Source organism: Micromonospora sp. NPDC020750 (assembly GCF_044334565.1).
Classification (GTDB): Bacteria; Actinomycetota; Actinomycetes; order Mycobacteriales; family Micromonosporaceae; genus Micromonospora.
Genome location: NZ_JBIRTH010000010.1, coordinates 259366 through 277400, shown reverse-complemented (window position 1 = coordinate 277400; position 18035 = coordinate 259366). Strand labels below are relative to the sequence as shown.

The following is an 18035-nucleotide window of genomic DNA, read 5'->3' as shown; positions in this document are numbered from 1 at the left end:
GACCGCGGCGCCGGGCAGTCAGCCGAGGACTGGTCCCCCGGTCAGCGGACGACCTCGCAGCCGGAGGCGGTGCCGCCACCCGGACCGAGTTCGCAGACGTCCCGCCCGACCGGGCCGAGCACAAGGGGCGACTGGTCGCCGAAGACAGTGTCGGCCCCGGCCTCACCGAGGATGAGGTCGTCCCCACCGCCGCCGACGAGCGTGTCGTCCCCCGCACCACCGACCAGGACGTCCGACCCGCCGGTGCCGACGAGCCGGTCGGCACCGCCGCCGCCGACGATCTTCTCGACGTCGGCGCGGATGGTGTCACCCTCCAGCGCCGCACCGTCGTCCCCGGCCACGCCGTCCGCGTCGGCGCTGACCGACGTCGCGTGGTCGGCGTAGGTGACGGTGTCGGTGCCGGTGCCGCCGGACATCAGGTCGGCCCCCGCTCCACCGAGCAGGATGTCGGCGTTGCCGAGACCGTAGAGCCGGTCGTCGCCACTGCCGCCGTCGATGGTGTCGCCGGCTTCGCTGCCGTACACGACGTCGTCGCCGTCCATGCCGTAGATCGCCGTGCCGCGGACCCCCTGCAGGTCGACCAGGTCGTCGCCGGCCCCCAGGTTGATCCTGGCAAGCATCACGGCGGCCGTGACGTGCACCTCGTCGGCCAGGTCCCCGGTCCAGATCGCGACGGTCACCGCCCCGCCCACCTGGCAGGTCACCCGGTTGCTGGTGACCGACACGCAGCCGACGCCCGGCACCACCGGCGACCCGGTGTCGGTGACCGCGACACCGCCGTTGACCGACTCCGCCGTCACGTCGTTGGCGACACCCGTCGGGGCGACGTAGGACACCGTCGATCCGCTCACCTGCACCGTGCCGCCCGAGGCGTGGGCCGGGGCCGCGGCCCAGAGCAGGTGTGCCACACCCACCGTCAGTGACATGCCGGCACCGAGCGCGATCCTGCGCAGCTTCTCGGACAATTCAGCCTCCAACTTTCTTTCCCCGGCGATCCGCCGCCGGTGCCGCGCAGTGAACCAGCCGGCGGTTGTGATCCGGTTGCGGTCCGCAGCCGGGCCGGCGGCAGCACTGCCAGGCCGAGGGAATCTTCCACCTGTCAGGAAACTGCTACTAAAATGTGGGACATGGACTCCGCCGTCTACACCCACGGACACCACGAGTCGGTGCTGCGCTCACACCGCTGGCGCACCGCCGCCAACTCGGCCGGCCATCTCCTGCCGGTCCTGCGGCCCGGGCTGACCGTGCTGGATGTCGGCTGCGGGCCGGGCACCATCACCGCCGACCTGGCGGCCCTGGTGGCAGCCCCGGACGGGACCGGGCGGGTCACCGCCGTCGAGATCACCACCGGGGCACTGGAACTGGCCCGGGCCGAGATCGGGGCCCGGCGGCAGAGAAACGTCGACTTCGCGGTCGGCGACGTGCACGCGCTCCCCTTCCCGGACGACTCCTTCGACATCGTGCACGCCCACCAGGTGCTGCAGCACGTCGGTGATCCGGTCCGGGCGCTGCGCGAGCTGCGCCGGGTCTGCCGGCCGGGCGGGCACATCGCGGTACGCGACAGCGACTACGGGGCGTTCACCTGGCATCCGCGCCGACCCGAACTCGACGAGTGGCTGGCGCTCTACCAACGGCTGGCCCGGGCCAACGGTGGCGAGCCGGACGCCGGGCGTCGGCTGCTCTCCTGGGCGCACGCCGCCGGGCTGACCGATGTCACGGCGACGTCGAGCACGTGGTGTTTCGCGACCCCGCAGGACCGGACCTGGTGGGGTGACCTGTGGGCGGAGCGGGTGGTCGACTCGGCGCTGGCGCACCAGGCCCTCGCCGCGGGAGTCGCCCCGGAAGCGCTGGCGCGGATCGCGGCCGGCTGGCGGGCCTGGGCCGCCGAGCCGGACGGCTGGCTCTCGATCCTGCACGGCGAGCTGCTGGCCCGGCCCTGAGCGCCGCCCGGCGGGCGGAAGAACCGACGACCGCCGGGGCGGGCGCCCCGCCGTCTACCGCCACCGCCGTCAGCAGGCCACGCCGTGGAGCCGGGCCATTCAGGAGCGGCGGAACAGCACGCTCGGGACACCCTCGATCATCTCCTTGGCGAACCGGGCCGGGGTCACCGGGCTACCGATGTCACCGGCCAGCGCGGCCACGTCCACGACCTGCTCGACTGGCCGGGCGGTCCCGGCGCGGGTGATCCGACGCCACCGCACCGGGACGTCACGTCCCTTCTTCGGCTTGCCCGCGTCGTCGCGCAGCAGCTTGCGCCAGCCGGTCGGGGCGTGCGGGTCGTGGTCGACGCCGAAGTGCAGGGTCTCCGGTCGCAGGTGCAGGTGCAGCGTGCTGACGTCCCCCACGAACAGGCAGAGCAGCACGTTCTCGCTCAACCGCCGGGCGGGCAACGCGGTCATCGGGGTCAGGCCGGTCAGGTCGCCGTTCTCCGGCACCGACACGTCGTACCCGTCGATCAGCATGCCGGGAAAGCCGGAGACAAGTCCGGAGCGGATCAGGAAGCCGCTGACCATCGGATAGCGCTGAGCGGCCAGGTCGGCGAGGTGTTCCCGGTCGTAGGCGACGTCCCCCTCGGTGACCCGGCCGAGGCTGAGCGCGCCGTCGAGCAGACACCTGATCCACCAGGGGTCGAGGTGGAAGAAGCGCAGCGACTCCGCCGGCAGCATCCGCTCATCGGGTACGAGGTAGTTGAACGGTACGTCGGTGAGGCGGTTGAGGTCGGCGAGCCAGGTGCCGACGACCTCGGGCGGGGTCGGGTCGGCGGCGCCGATGGCGCTCAGCACGGGTACCGGGGTGACCTGCCCGTCGGCGTGGTGCGCCCGCCGCCGGGCCTGCCGCCAGTTCCCGTACGCGGTCGAGAACCGCTTGCTGCGCAGCGCGAGCAGCCGTCCGAGCTGCCACGCCGAGGCGTACGAAACGTCGATCATGCCGTTGTCGGGGTCGACCCGCAGCAGCGCGTCGGCGGCCCGGACCGGCAGCAGGTCGGTCGGGCCGGGGCCGGCGGAGCGCTGCGGGCTGAGCGGCCCGTGGTACCAGGAGACGGTGCGCTCGGCCTGGCGCAGGCGGTGCGGGAGCGGGACGAATCCCCGGGTGAGGTACGGATCGACGGAGGGCCGCCCAGGGGCGGGCAGGCTCACCGTGGCCGGGGTGCGGTCCAGCGACTCGGCGATGCCGGCGAAGCCGGGGCCGTCCTGGACGCAGGCGAACCGCCAGCTCTTCAAGGAGATCAGGTGGACCACATCACCGGTGCCGAGGTCGAACGCGCCGTCGCGGTAACGGCCGGCCACCGATACGAGATGCGCGGTGCTGGTCCGCCCCGCCCTCGGCAACCGGGCGCTCAGCACCGCCGCCAACTCGGCACCGTCGGCACGGCCGGCCACCACCTTCTGCCGTACGTGGGTGAGCAGGGACAGTTCGGCGGCGGTCGGGATCAGTTCCGCCAGCCGGTCGCGTGGCACGCCGAGCACCACCGCACGGTCGTCGTCGCGCTGCCCGACCATTGACGGTTCGTCGCCGAACCCGGGCAGCGCGGCGATCTCGGCCAGGGTGAGCACCCTCGTGTCGACCTGGTCGTCCTCGTCGAAGAGCAGCAGCGCCAGCCAGGGCAGGTCGGAGGTGTCGTCGCCGCCGGTCTGTTCCCAGGGCAGCGTGCCCCGGCCCAGCAGCACGTGCGGCAGCACGTTCGCGTGGTCGCCCAGGCTGCCCTCCGGTGGGAAGACCGACACCACGTCCTCCGGGGCCAGGGCCCGGTGGTCGCCCGCGACGACGAACCGCCTGCTGACGGCCCGCAGCTTTTTGGCCTGGCCACGGATGGTCAGGTCCTGCCGGACCGTCACGGTGTAGGTGCCGTCGCGCAGTTGCGGCGCGGGCCGGTGGGTGGAGACGAAGCGGGTCTCGTTGGTCATGCCGTTTCCCTTCACTGCCCGATCAGTTTGCCGACCAGCGGCGCGACGAGGAACGCGGCGGCGGTACGGCCGCCGACCGTGATCTGCTCGTCGATGCCGAGGTCGGCCAGCAGGGTGTCGCGTCCGGTGCTGCCGAGTGCGCGGTCGACGGCGTCCCGGCCCTGGTCCGTGGCGGGGCGGAAGACCTTCTCGTCCACCAGGTCGAAGGCTTGGTCGATCTGTTCCATGCTGTATCCGGCCTGGCTGTCCGGGATGCTCTGCGGCGGGTCCACGGCGGGTAGCACCGGGGCGATCGGCGTGATCGCGAAGCCGGCGAGGCTGTCCGCGATCAGCGGGTCGGGGTCGGCCCGGGTGGTGACCGACTCCCCCCACAGCGCGCGGGGAACCCGCTTGGGCACGGGCTCGAAGGCGAACAGGTTCGTCACGTCGGTGCTGCCGTCCCGGGTGATGGTGACGGCGTGGGTCGAGCCGAACTGGGTCGCGGGTACGTCCATCGGCGCGATTCCGAAGGTGGCGGCCGGTACCGCGCCGTCGATCCGACCGGCCCCGACGTCGTACGTCCTGGCCGGCACCACGGAATCGGTGACCAGGGTGAACTTGCGCGGGCTGAGCACCCAGTCGACGTCCCCGTCCCCGGCGCGGACCAGCCCGTCCCGCACCGCGAGGGTGCAGATCGGCTGCTCGGCGGAGTCGGCGGGCAGGAACGCGGCCTGGAACGCCGGCCAGTCGATCGGCGCCGGGCGTTGGTTGGCGCCGGCGCCGAACGAGACCTCGAAGCTGATGATGGACAGGTGTACCCGGGCCCGGCCGGAGAACTCCGGCCCCCAGATGGAGAGGTCGGCGCCGACGTCGACGGAGAGGGTGTGGGTGCCGAAGAAGTGGTACGTGTACCGCACCCCGATGCCGACGTACAGGCTCGCCTCGTAGTGGTACGGCTGCCAGCCGATCAGGAAGTCGACCCCGGCGGTGAACCACGCGCTGAGGTTGCCGCTGTTCCAGGTGGCCGCCAGGTGCCCGCCGGCCATCAGCACCGACGGGGTGAGCGCGAAGTAGGCGTCCCCCTTGACCGACACCTCACTGTCGATCTGCCAGTTGAAGCCCAGCCGGGGCACCACCGGATAGTGGGCCGGTGGGACGAAGCCGGGGCGGTAGCCGCCGACGGTCACCACGAAGTCGCCGCCGTGCGTGCCGCTGAACCAGCTGTAGAAGGCGAAGCCGCCGCTGAGATGGCAGTCGCGGGAGAACAGGTACGAGGCCGAGGTGAGCTGGGCGGCCACGCCGAGAAAGCCCTCGTCCGGGATGAAGCTGGCCTTGACCGCCATCTGGATCTCGGCGATCGGCGGCACGTCCGGCGCGGCCGGCACCTTCATGGTCGACAGGCCGAGGATGTCGATCTCGAAGCGCTGCCCGAACATGAGGGTCAGCAGCGCGAACGAGTCGATCTGCTTGAACGAGGTGAACCTGATCCCGACCGCGAGGAACTGGTCGCCCTCGGACGGGGTGAGGTACGGACGCAGGGTGCTCAACTCGGTCATCGGGTCCGTAGCCGGCACCGGGCCGGAGCTGTCCGACATCACCTTGCTGACCAGCGGGAACTGGGCGATCTGGTCGATCGCCGGGACGCGTAGTCGGCGGTTGTAGCCGAATCCGGCGGCGATTCCGGTGACCTGGAAGAAGGCCGGGCCACCGATCGGGTAGTCCAGGAAGGCGTACACGAACAGCGAGGGGTATCCGCCGACGTAGGCGTACGCGCCGAGCGCGGAGACGGTCAGCTCTCGGATGGTCAGCAGGGCCGAGCCCTCGTACTCGTCGTACGGCTGGCCGTCGGCGCCGGTGAGCGGGACGCGGAGCAGGCCGGCGCTGACCGCGAGCGGGCCGTTGCGGTAGTCCAGCCCGAGCCCGTGCAGGTCGAACTCGGGCGCGAAGTCGTTCAGCGGCGAGCCGACCGCCAATCCGTCCAGGGCGAAGGTCAGGCCGCCCAGGGAGATGCTCGCGTCGAGCAGGAACCAGAGCTTCTGGCGTTCGTACTGGAAACCCACCCGGTTGAGGTGCAGCGGCCCGAAGGTGCGCTGGAGGGTGAGCCACTGCGTGTTGCCGGCGGTGACCACGGGCTGGCCGCCGACCGGCGCGGGCGGGGCGGCCGGCGGGTTGCCGCCTGGCGCCGGTGACACCGGCAGGGCGAGTGGGTACGGGTCGCCGCCGAGGGTGAGCTTCGCGCCGAGGGTGATCCCGGCGGGCAGGGCCGACGCGTCGCCGGCGGTGCCGGGCAGCCGGGTGATCCCGGCCGGTAGCAGGGCGTTGACCGCGGCCACGTCGGCAGCGGTGAACGCCGTGGCGGCGACGATGATCTGAAGGTCGTCCACTCCGGCCCGTTGGCCGTCGGGCAGTTCGCGGCCGACCAGCGGCAGTTGCGCGAGGTCGAGCGACGCGCCGAGGTCCAGGCCGAACAGCACCCTGCCCGGCCGCGCGGGGCTGCCCCCGGTCGCCGGGCGGGCCTGGTCCAGAAAGACGAACGCGTCCTTCAGCTCGATCTCCAGGCTGTCCGGTATCAGCGGGGCGAGGGCCGGGCAGGCGTCGAGGACCGGCGCGAGCAGGGTGGTGATCTTCTGGGCGGTCCGTTTCGGCTGCGCGGTGTACGCGGCCAGCAGGGACAGCGCACCCTCAGTGCGGGCGAAGTCGACCTCGAAGTGCAGATCCCCGATCACCGCCGTGGCCCGGGACCGGATCTCCGACGGACCGCCGTCCCGGGCGGCCACGTCGATGACCAGGGTCAGGTCGAGGTTGCCGGTGTCGCTGACCGGGAACCGGGTGTGACAGGTGAAGGTGAAGTTGCCCCGGGTGTCGAAGCGGATCAGCAGCTCGTCGATCAGCAGGTCCCGCACGGCGGCGGGCAGGGTGAAGGCGTCGAATGTGGCGCCCAGATCGGCGTGCAGGTCCGACACCCGAAGCTGCTGCCCCGGCCCGGTGGTGCCGGTGAAGACCCAGACACCCCCGCTGTCCGGCCGGCTCGCCTCGATCAGCAGTTGCGCGCCGCCGAGCGTGAGGCCGGCCCTGATCGACCCGGTGTACCCGCTGGCGTCCTTGGCGATGGTGGCGCTGAGCTGCTGGAAGGCGACCGGCCCGAGGACGAACTCGTCGTCCTCCACGGTCAGCTCCAGCTCGTACGAGCCCTCCTGCGGGTACGCGGTGAGGCCGAGTTCGGTGACCACCACGTCCGGGAATCCTTCGGCGGTGCCGAAGAAGTGCTCGAACAGCCGCTTGAGCCCGATCGTCTCGCCGTCGCCGAGATGCCCGCCGAACTGGAATCCGGGTAGCTGGGCGGTCAGGTCGAACCGGACCCCGGCCAGCACGAGGTGACCGGCGACCGCGATGTGCCGCAGGGCCCCGGCGTGCGGGTCGAAGCCGATCTGAACCCCGTCGATGCCGATCTCGCCGAGACCGACGGCGGCCAGGCCGGTGCGCACCGAGTCCTGCAGGCTCTGCCCGCCGATCAGCCCGGCGAGGTCGGCCAGGCTCGGCAGGACGCCGTCGGCCGGGACGATGTCGAGTTCCCACGGGCCGCCGGAGCCGAAGCCCAGGCTGACCGTGAACTCGCGGCCGATGAGCAGGGTGGCGTGCAGCGATGCGCCGAACCCGACCTGGGAGAAGCTGTTCGGGACGGCGGTGTGGGTGGCGACCAGGGTCACGCCGATGGACCGCAACACGAACCGGTTGGCGACCACCGGCCAGTCGACCGTGCTGTCCAGGGTCAGCACGAGCGAGGTCAGCGGGGCCTCGCCGAGCCGGGTGAGCAGTGCGAGGTCGTTGATCGTGAGGCCGGTGGCGAACGGGGTGCCCGATGGCAGGCCGGTGGTGCCGGCCGACCCGCTGACCAGGGTGAGCAGGTCGGCGAGATCCTGCGGCGGGTGGTCGCCGGCTCGGAGCGTACTGGCGAGCGCGCCGTCCGGGGTGAGCGAGCCGGTGACCGGCAGCGCCAGCGCGCCGACCCGCAGGGTGGCGTCGACGGTGACGCCGACCTGCGCCGGGCGGCCGGCGGCGGCCCGGGTGACGGTCAGCACGAACGGGCCGACCTGGAAGGCGTCTGCGGAGAAGGCGCTCACCGGCCAGGCGGTTCCGACCTGGCCGGTGACGGTCAGGCGCTGCGGCCAGGCCGTGTCCGCCAGGTCGAACCGTGGCCCGGTGAGCACGGCCCGCCCACCGGGCAGGCCGGCCAGGAAGCCGGCCAGTGTCGGATCACCCAACAGGTCCGGCGCGAGGGCCAGCTTGCCCTGGTCGACCTGGGATTCGAGCCGGGTCTTCAGCTCGGCCAGCGAAAGGCTGGTGATGTCCATCTGTAGCCCCTCAGTGGTGGGTGATGACTCGTTGGCCGGGCCCGCCCATCGCATTGCGGTCGTAGAAGGTGACCGTGAATCGGCCACCGCCTGGCGCCGCCGCGACCACCGCCGCGTTGGCGGCGGCACCGGCGGCGGCGGCGGGCCCGCCCGCGACGCCGGCCAGGGTCGCCGCCGCCTGGGTGGCGGTCTGGGCCAGGGCCGGTGCCATCGCCGCGGCGGCCAACGCCAGGTCACAGACGAGCCCGCCGGCCGCGGCGGCGACCGCGGCGGGGGCCGCGGCGGCGCCGGCACCGGTGGCCGCGGCGTAGACCGCCGGAAGGACCGCGGCCATGCCGCCGGCCAGCGTGGCGACGGCGGTACCGGCGGCCACGGCCGGGGCGGCGGCCCCCGCGGCGCCGAGACCACCGAGCACGCCGGTGATGACGGTGGTGACCAGGGCTGCGCGCGGGCCGGTGGCGACCAGCCGGTGTATCGCGTTGGGCACCAGCGGCGCAGGCACAGCGAGCCCGGTCGCGTTCGCCGTGGCGAGGATCGTTTCCGCCAACGTGACGGCCCACAGCCCTCGGGCATCCCGGTCGGCCTGCGCCTGGGAGACGTCGACCCGGAGGTTGCCCCGGACTGGCGGGACCGGTCTGCCTGCGGTGTGCGAGGTCGGCCCGCCGCGTGACTGCGGCGGCACCAGGAGCGTGCCCGGGACCTGGTAGCCGGTCAGGTAGCTCGGCACCGCCCGCCCGGGCGGCGCAGGTGCCGGCGGCGCCGGGGTGGCCCCGGCGTACCCCTCCAGGATGCCGACGGTCCGGTCGGCCGGGTGGGAGAACTGGTTCCTGGTGCCGCAGGAGATCATCACGGCCTCCGGTCGCATCCGGTCCACGAAGGCGCGGCTGGTCGCGGTGTTGGCCCCGTGATGGCTGGCCTTGACGATGTGCACCCGCTGGGCAACCGAGTCCGCCGGGTTGAGGTACGCCGAGACGTTCTGCTCCTGCATCGACTCGATGTCCCCGCCGATGTAGTACCGGAAGTTGCCGAACCGCACCTCGAAGGCGAGGCTCTTCTCGTTCTTGGCCTGCTCGGGCGGGGTGAGCATGCCGCCGCTGCGGTAGGTGGCGGTCGCCGCGCCGTTGCGGACGAACCGGTTCGCCGCGAGGCAGGTGACGGTCGGTGGCGGCGCGGCCGGCGTGGGCGAGTTGAGCGGCTCGCCGGCCGCATCGGTCCAGAGGATCTCCCGGCCGACCAGCCAGTACGGGTGCCACCAGTTCGCGAGGGTGAACGGAGCGATCACGGCTCCGCCCGGCGCGACCAGGGCTGGTGGCGGCGCGATCGCCGCGTTCCCCCCCAACGGGACCGGCACGCCCCCGCCGAACATGACCGGTGGGGTCCGCACGCCGGGCACCGGCCCGGCGAACAACCACTGCGCCGCACGCTGCTTGTGCACCGGTGTCGTGTCGCTGGCCACGTTGCGGGTCACCCGGGTACGGCCCGCGCTCCTCGCGATCGCGTTGACGTAGAGCAGGTAGGGATCCTCGTCGGCGTTGGCCGGCTCGCCCTGGTCGAAGATGAGCACGTTGTCGTAGAGCTGCGTGTTGCGCCGCGCCAGCAGCCCCCTGACGCCGCCCATGTGGTCCGCGTCGTAGTGGGTCACCACCATCACGTCGAGATCATCGGTGCCGGCCGCGAACTCGGGCACGGCGGCGGTCAGGTAGGCGTCTATCCGCGTGGCGTGGCCGAGCCGGCCGCCGTCGATCAGCACGGTCCGGATCTGCGCGGCGTGCCCGCCGCCGACGCCGTCGTCGCGGGCGACGATCAGGGTCGAGTCGCCCGATCCGATCAGGTCGATGTGGTGGATCTCCAGGCTCCAGGTCATCGGTGCCACTCCCTCCGGTGTCCCACGGGGCTCACGACTTGCCGATCAGGTAGCGGGCGAGCACCTTGTAGACGCTGTTGGTGGCGAAGCCGCTCTGGCTGACCTGGGCCTGGATGTCGTTGCCGACGACGGCGACGCCGGCGTTGTAGATGCTCCGCGCGCCGGTCTTGCGGTACGGCTGGGCCAGCACCTCGACCTTCGGAGCCTCGGTCCACTCCCGGTACACGACGTACTCGACCCGGGTCAGCAGCCGGTGGGTGTTCGAGTTGGTGTCGTGTATCAGCACGGTCAGCTCCAGCCACGACGTGCAGTGGTTGGTCAGGTTGTAGAGCTGGTGGGTGCGGCTCTCGCCGTCGTTCATCCGGCCGTTGAACAGCATCGTCATCAGGCCGACCGGTGCGCCGTCCGCGCTGATGTTCGTCGAGCCGTGCACGGTCAGCCGGGATCGCGGGTCGGCGTGCCCGAGCGCCAGGTTGCCGTCCGGGTTCATGTGGATCGCGTCGACGATCCTGCCCTGGTTCTGGGTGCGCAGGCGCAGGCCCAGAGACGTCCGGTTCGAGTCGTCCCGGGCCTGCACGAACGCCGTACCGTCGCGACCGTCGCCCTCGAAGGCGTACAGGTAGAGGTGGCCCCGCCCGTAGTAGTCGCCGTCGACGTGCAGCTTGGCCTTCGGGTTCGGGGCGCCGACCCCGACGTTGCCGGCCGGTTGCAGGATCACGTGGTCGTCCGGGTCGTTGCTGGTCCCGACGATCAGCCGGGCGCTCTCGCCGGCGCCGCCGGTCGCCGCGGCGTCCTGGTACTGGATGAAGCCGTAGTCGCTGCCCCGGTTGACCCGGCTGCGGAACACGATGCTGCTGGCGCCTCCGCCGTTGTCGTGGTCGATCAGCAACGAGCCGCTGTTCGGGCCGTGCCCGGTGCCGGTCGCCTCCTGCACGTGCAGCGGGGCGGCCGGGCTGCTGACGCCCACGCCGACGTACGACCCGTTGGCCACCAGCGGGCCCTTGACCACTGGGCAGATGAACTGGCCGTCCTGGTAGCCGGGAACGTTCTCGTAGCGCAGGTAGAGGTTGGCCGGCCCGGAGGGCAGGGAGGAGCGGATCCGGGCCAGCGGGATCTCCACGATCTCCCGCAGGTCCAGGCTGGTCTTGCTGATCGGGGTCAGGACCAGCTCGGTCGCCTCGCCCTCGACCGAGGACCGTTCCACCTGCCAGCCCGTGCGTACCGCGGCGTTCGCCGGGATGTCGACGTCCTTCAGGTCGCTTCCGGTGCCCAGCGCCCACGGCCGGTCCAGGGTGGCCCGGGTGGTCGGCTCGTGGTCGAAGGCGATGCGCAACCGGGTCGGGCTCTGGCTGGTGTCGCGCGGGGCGAGCGGGATCGGCCCGTCGGCGGCGAGGTTGGCCACGTGCAGCACCAGCATCGACTCGGAGCGGCTGTCGTTGAGCACGGAGTTGCCGCCGGTGAAGCCGGCGTGCAACGGGATCTCCGGTTTGCCGAGCCGGTTGACGATCTTCAGGATGCGCCGGCGGTGGCCCTCCAACGCGGTGGTCTGGCCGGCGTACCGCAACTGTCGGTAGTGCAACTCCACCCGGGTGGCGCGGGTGCCACCGGCCACGTCCGCGATCGCGTGTTCGAGGGTGAGGTGCCAGGTCCGGCCCTGCTCCAGGGTGCGGCCCTTGGTGCTGGCCAGGTAGAAGACCACGGTCTGGTTCTCGGACACCGGCTTGCTGATCTGCCACCCGTCGGCGGCGACCCGGACCAGTTGTTGCGGCTTGGCCGGATCGAGGCAGGGCGCGGCCAGCGTGCCGGCCCGGAACCGCAGCGCCAGGTGGTGGTTGGTCGCGGTCGGCGCGGTGGTGATCGGATCCAGCAGGACCGGCTGGTCGGCGCTGTTGGTGATCTCCAGGAAGAGTTGGTGGCCGGTCGGGTCGCTGTCGATCGGCAGTACCGTCTCGTCGTCGCCGTCGAGCAGGTCGAAGACGAGCGGGTGGCTACGCCGGACCGAGGTGACGGCGGACTGGTCCGCGGCCATGCCGCGCTGGATCGCCTCGGCGGGCAGCGCCGCCCGGAAGATCCGCAGGTGGGCCAGGCTGCCCTTGAACCGGTAGCCGGACGCCGCACCGTCGAGGTCGCCGGCGAGCAGCAGCGGGGCGTTGTTGACCACCGGGGTGCCACCCGTCGGTCCGGCCGCGGCGAGCACGCCGTTGATGTACGTGCTCGCGGTCGTACCGTCGTTGGTGATCGCGACGTGGTTCCACGCGTTCCAGGCGATGCTGTTCGGCGGGGTGTCCGGGGCGCCGGTGTTCCAGTTGCCGCCGGCATTGAACCGGTGGTGGATGTGACCGGCGCGGTTCAGCCAGATGTTGAAGTTGCGGCCGGGCTTGCCGACGATGCCCTGCCAGGGCGTGGCCGGCGGGCCGTCCGGCTTGAGCCAGATCGAGACGGTGTACGTGCCGAGCCGCAGCGCCTCGGCGTCGGGCATGGTCAGCATCTCGTTCGTTCCGTCGAACCGCAGGGAACGTCCGAAGACCTCGTCGAGCACGGTCGAGGGGGTGCCGGTCGCGCGGGCGGCGAGGGTGGAGCCGGCGGCGTCCACCGCCGCGTTGTCGCGCAGTTCGTCCAGCGGCAGGTGCAGTACGAGTTTCGCCAGGTCGATCTGCATGAGCTGGCGGATCTGGTCCTCGGTCAGCGCCCGCCGGTAGATCCGCAGCGAACCGATCCGGCCCTGGAAGTAGGCGCCGGTCTTCCGGCCGCCGATCCACGCGCCGGTCAGGTTCACCTCGGCCGTCTTCCCGTACTGCCGGGTCTCGGTGAGCTTGCCGTCGACGTACAGGGAGATCCGCTGGTCCCGGCGGCTGTAGGTGACCGCCAGGTGGTACCAGCGGTTCGTCGTGAACGCGTACCCGAAGACCTGGTCCCCCGGCTCGCCTCCGGTCAGGTTCACCTTCAACCTGGTGCCGACGAACTCGATCAGCAGGTTGCCGGTCGGCCAGTCGGCGCAGGCGAGCACCGTGCGGTTCCGGTCCAGCACGTCGGCGCGGACCCACAGCTGGACGGTCACCGTGTCGGTGCGACCCAACGGCGGGATCTCCACGTAGTCGGTGGTCCCGTTGAACTGGTAGCACCGGCCCAGGGTCGGATCGTCCACCGGCTGCGACGTGCCCCGGGCCGTACCGTTGTTGCCGTTGCCGGAGCTGTCGACGACCGTGCGCTTGTCGTCCTGGGTGAGGGTCAGGTGCAGGGCCAGCCCGCGGTCCAGAGCGGTCATCGTGTCCTCGCATCTTCGCTGCGCGCCCGCGCTGGGCGGAGGGTGAGCCAGCCTTCCCGGATCTCCTGGGGGCCGGTGAACAGGGCGTCGGCGCGCATCGCGGCGATGCCCGACTGGTACAGGTCGAAGATCAGCCCGATCCGGGCGGCGAGCCCGGCGAACGGTCCGTCCAGGTCCGGCGGCTCGGCCCGGGTCTCGGCCGGGGCGTCCACCACGGCGCCCGGTCGCTGGTCGGCTGGCACGATCCTGGCCCGGACCGGTTCGCCGTCCAGCGGCGTCAGCCAACCGGTCTCCGGCCGGACCAAGTAGGCCCAGACGTCCGCCGCTGCCGGCAGCGCCGCGCCGAGCCGGGCCTGGGTGACCGGGGCGGCCGGCGCCGCACCGGTCGCCGGGTCGATGCCGAGTACCTCGTCGGCCCACTGCTCCAGGCCGGCGAAGTCACCGGGCAGGGAGGCGCTCTTGCGCTGCGCCGGCGCCAGCACGGTCGCGCCGCCCGCGCCGGCCGGCACCAGCCACCGGGTCCGCGGGTCGAGCAGTTGGGTCCACAACGCCGCCGCGGTGGGGAAGTGGGCCAGGAAGGCGGTCCGGGTGATGGTGGCGTCGGCCTCGGTCTCGACCCACACCGGCCCGTTCGGCGCCGGCTCCGGCGCCAGCCAGGACCAGCGGTACCCCGGCTCCTCGCCGAGCGAGATCCGGACCTGGTCACGCGGGGTGATCAGCGGCGCGGTCAGGAAGGTGACCTCGATCGCGGCCAGGGCGGCGGTGAACTGGTCCGGCGGGATGTCGATCACCTTGGTGGGCAGTACGCCGCTGCTCGCGTGCACCTTGCCCCGGGGATCGACCAGCAGGGTCAGCTCCCCGGGCGGGTCGTCGATCGCCTGCCCGACGAGGGCTGCCGGGCTGTCGTACGGCACGATCCGGGCGTGGTCGGACGGCTCGTCCAGCGCGGCGTAGAACGTGTTGTCGGCGTACCCGTCCCCGGTCTCCTTCCAGAAGCCCAGCAGGCCGTCGTCGAACTGGTCCCGGGCGCCGATCCGGACCGGGAACCGGACCCGGGTGAAACCCTGCGAGTCCCGGGTACCCCGGCGCAGGTCCTGGTCGAAGGAGGGCCAGCTCTGGCTGACCGCCGGCGACCCGCACAGCTCCAGGTTCACCCTCGCCCGGACCACCGCGACCGGGCGGCCGAACAGCAGCCCGAGGCCCTGTTGCTGGGCGGCGTTCTCCGGGGCGACGGTGTCCAGCGCCGACTCGATCACGTCCAGGAACTTCGCCAGGAAGCCGGTCTGCCCGGTGTCCGGCGCGCCCGGCGCCCGGGTGAGCTGGGCGGCGACCCGGCGCAGGTGCGGGTTCATTCCGGCGAAGGTCGGGTCATGGACCTGGGCGGGGCTCACCGGGGCGGTCGCGCCCGGCGCCGGCTCCCAGCTCGCTGACTGGTCCACCTGCCCCAGGGCCGCGCCGCTCCGGTCGTAGAACATCAGGCTGTCGTCGAGATGGTTGGGCAGGATCCAGCCGCAGATCGGGGTGCTGACCGCGTGCGCGCCGGCCTCGACATGGTCGGCGTCGGCGGCCAGCCAGCGCAGGTTCAGCCGGGCCGGCTGGACCAGCCGGGGCGGCAGGCCGATCCAGGTGGTGTTGTCCGGCTCGGCCAGCGGCTCCGGCCGGACCAGCCGGTCCCAGGTGAGGTCGCGTACCTGCCCGAAGCTGTCCACCAGACGCAGTCGGCTGATCTGTAGCGCGCCGGCCCGGATCGGGTTGAAGTCGTCCATCGGCATCGGCGCGCTGTGGTTGCCGCGCTGCACCGCCGCCCGTACCCGGCGGGTGAAGTCCGCGTCGTCGGCGAAGGCCAGCGGGTCGGCGACCGGTAGCTGCATGGTCTGCCGGTGGGCCAGCAGCGCCTCGTTGAACCCGCTCAGCGCCTGCGACAGCGCGGCGAAGTCGGGGCCGAGCCGCCGGTACGCGGCCACCACGTTGGCGACCGGGTCGTCCGGCCCGTCCGGGCGGTACCGCTGGGCGTACCAGGTGACCACCTGGTCGATGTCCTGGAGCAGGAACTCGGCGGTCCGGTCCTCCTCGGCGATCTGCACCGTGGCGAAGAACTGCTCGTGATCGCGGTGCAGCACCAGGTCGACCAGGTACCGGCCGATGACCGTGCGCATCTGCTCGGCGGCGAACGAGGTGAGGATGCTGCTGCCGCTGTAGAACCGGGCGCCGACCGCGAGGTGCTGCCGGTCGTCGCGCAGGGCCAGCTCGACCGAGTCGCCGTCCAGGCGGTAGTTGGTGTTGATGTAGTCCGGGTCGTACGCGCCGTCGCGGTTGACCTGCTCAGCCCGGGGGAAGAACTCCACCTCCCAGTCCAGCAGCACCGGATGCCAGGGCTGCCGCCGCCAGAGTGCGAAGCCGACCGTCTCGCGCCCGGCGGACACCGCACCGGCGAGTTCCCGCCACACCGCGTCGACGGTCTGCCAGAGCGCCTCCGGTTCGGCGAAGTCCACCTCGGGCAGCAGGCGGGCGTCGAGCATGTCGTCCGGCCGCAACCGGTGGTCCTGGCCGTAGCGGGTGGAGGGGCGTACCGCGTCCCCGGCCAGCAGCAGCACCGGCTCGCTGGGCTGGTAGTAGCGCGGGCCGGCCACCTTGCGCAGCGTGTAGCCGGCCCGGTCCGTGCCGGTGGCCCGCTCGGCCAGGCTCCGGCGGATCTGTCCGGCGGCCCGGTGCCGCTGCTGGTCGAGCCGGGCGGCGGCGACCACCTGCTCGTCCAGCGTCGCGAGGTCCGACTCGATCAGCACCCGGACCGTGTCGGCGTCCGGGTAGTCGTCCACCTCGTCGTGCGGCGGGTAGCTGCACAGCAGGTACTTGTACCAGTCGGAGAAGATCTGGCGGCGGGTCGACTCGATCCGCTGCCGGGTCCGGTCGTACGCGTCCTGGAGGTGGTTCAGCTCGGCGAGCGCGGCGGAGATGTCCGGCGGCAGGTCGACGAGATCCTGCTCGGCCGTGGCGTCGGCGGTGCCGGCCGCGAGCTGCGAGCTGACCGTCCAGCGGGACTCGCCGTCGACCGGCCGGAAGGTGCGCTCGTGGTACGCCTCGGCGAGCTTCGCGTTGGTGTCCAGCACCCGCTGCTGCGCCCCGGTCAGCTCCAGCACCGCGGCGAGCTGCCGCTCGACGGCGGCGGCCTGGTCCGGCCCGGCCGCGTCCGCGTCCGCCAGGTACGCGGCGAGCGCCTCGGCACCGCTGTTGCCGACCGCCAGGGTCAGGCCGGGAGCCTCGGTGGCGTTGGTCGGGGCGAACCGCAGTCGGGCGTGACAGGCGACCCGCTCGGGCGGGGTGTTGCCGAGCGCGGTGGCGGCGGCGTCGTCCAGCAGTTGCCCGACCCGCTCCGCCGCGTCCTGGAACGGCGTGCTCAGCAACCGTCCCGCGCGCCAGCTGGTAGTCGTGGCCAGCGCCGTCTGGTTGTCCACCGGTGCCAGCCAGTCCCGGGCCAGCAGCTCCCGCCAGAGCGGATCGGGATCCGTGGATATTGCACGCAATTGGTCCTTGGTAACGGTGACCCGGGGGGTCCAGCCGTATTCCTCGGCCAGTCTCTCGATCAGCGGACCGGGCGCGACCGTAGCCGGCGAGGCCAGTTCGAGTTCGGTGGCGAGTTGGCGGACCAGTTGCCCGACACAGTCGTTACCGGACGCCCGGTACCAGCCGATCACGTCATACTGCAGATCCGGGCCGAGTGGTCCCGGCTCGGGGTCGTGAAAACCGAACACGCTGTGGCAGTTCGGATAGATGGCGGCAAAGGCGGGGTGCCCGTATCCGGCTGCGGTCAGCTTGTCGAGATATTCTGGCGCCCGCCCGGCATCGCGGTCCGGATCGAGCCACTGGGTCAGCGGCATGGACCGCCCCAGGAACCGGAACGGGTGGATTTCGGAATCGTCCAGATGGGCAGGCACGGGGAAGGCTATGGCGCCCGACAGTGCTCCCTCACCGGCTGGGTGCAGGTAGTCGCTCTCCACCACCCAGCGCTGCTCGACCACGCTGTCTCCGCTGGCGGCGAGCCTGCTGCGGGTTACCAGCCAGCGGGTTGGCACGGCCGGGAAGGCGGTGCCGTCCGCTGTGTGTCCCCCCTTCGTCAAGGCGTCCGGCAGCGCCCAGTGCAGATGCACGCCGGCCTTGAGAATGAGGTTCTGGTCATGGAACGGCGTCGCGACAATCGATTCGCTCAGGTAGGCGACCTCGGGATTGATGTCGCGGGTTCCGTCGAAATAGGGCAGTTTTGAGAAATCTGCCGCGCCCTCGGTGACCGCGAGATCTCCGGTGAGATGCAGTGCATCAAGGTGAATCGGGACAAGCAGTGCCGACCCCATACCACTCCATTCGGGTTGTGGGATGCGGGATGACGTGGGAATGCCGCGCGGCGCGACCGGCGGGCAGGCGCTCGCGGCTCCCGAACCCTAGCGAGTGACGGCGCCGCACAGGAAGCCCCGCGCGCTGTCCAGGAACTGACCTACGCCTGATTTTCCGAGATTACGAATCAGCCCCGTCGATTGGCCCCGGGGCGGGAAATCATCGGAGCTCGGTCGACCGAGCCGGGGGTGTGCCGCGTTCCGGCAGGGTAGGCGCGGTCCTGGTCGATTCGGGTCGATGGGCAGCGGTGGATCGGCCGTGTCTGCCGACGGCCACCGCCGGTC

General features: G+C 72.0%; 7 protein-coding genes. 1 reads left to right on the top strand and 6 read right to left on the bottom strand.

Annotation, left to right across the window (positions count from 1 at the left end; genetic code table 11):
- Positions 1-41: 41 nt before the first annotated feature.
- Positions 42-977, bottom strand: a complete 936-nt coding sequence (locus ACH4T9_RS27830) for a calcium-binding protein (protein ID WP_396672023.1) — start codon at positions 975-977, stop codon at positions 42-44.
- Positions 978-1127: 150 nt separating this feature from the next.
- On the opposite strand from ACH4T9_RS27830, the gene ACH4T9_RS27825 reads away from it, so the two are divergent.
- Positions 1128-1940, top strand: coding sequence for a class I SAM-dependent methyltransferase (locus ACH4T9_RS27825; protein WP_396672022.1), 813 nt, complete (start codon positions 1128-1130; stop codon positions 1938-1940).
- A 99-nt stretch (positions 1941-2039) separates the two neighbouring features.
- Here the strand turns inward: ACH4T9_RS27825 and ACH4T9_RS27820 are convergent, their stop codons facing one another.
- From ACH4T9_RS27820 to ACH4T9_RS27800, 5 genes are read right to left on the bottom strand one after another with little or no spacing between them, the layout of a single operon-like run.
- A complete protein-coding gene (locus ACH4T9_RS27820) occupies positions 2040-3905 on the bottom strand; it encodes a hypothetical protein (protein WP_396672021.1) in 1866 nt (621 codons plus the stop codon).
- 11 nt (positions 3906-3916) lie between these two features.
- Positions 3917-8236 (bottom strand): DUF6603 domain-containing protein, encoded by a 4320-nt coding sequence (locus ACH4T9_RS27815; protein ID WP_396672020.1) that lies wholly within the window; start codon positions 8234-8236, stop codon positions 3917-3919.
- A 10-nt stretch (positions 8237-8246) separates the two neighbouring features.
- The gene (locus ACH4T9_RS27810; RefSeq protein ID WP_396672019.1) at positions 8247-10100 is read right to left on the bottom strand and encodes a ComEC/Rec2 family competence protein; all 1854 of its coding nucleotides are present in this window, start codon (positions 10098-10100) and stop codon (positions 8247-8249) included.
- A gap of 31 nt (positions 10101-10131) precedes the next feature.
- Positions 10132-13365, bottom strand: coding sequence for a LamG domain-containing protein (locus tag ACH4T9_RS27805; RefSeq protein ID WP_396672018.1), 3234 nt, complete (start codon positions 13363-13365; stop codon positions 10132-10134).
- Entirely contained in the window at positions 13362-17711 is a 4350-nt protein-coding gene (locus tag ACH4T9_RS27800) for a hypothetical protein (protein ID WP_396672017.1), read from the bottom strand. The genes ACH4T9_RS27805 and ACH4T9_RS27800 overlap by 4 nt, the downstream gene beginning before the upstream one ends.
- Positions 17712-18035 lie beyond the last annotated feature (324 nt).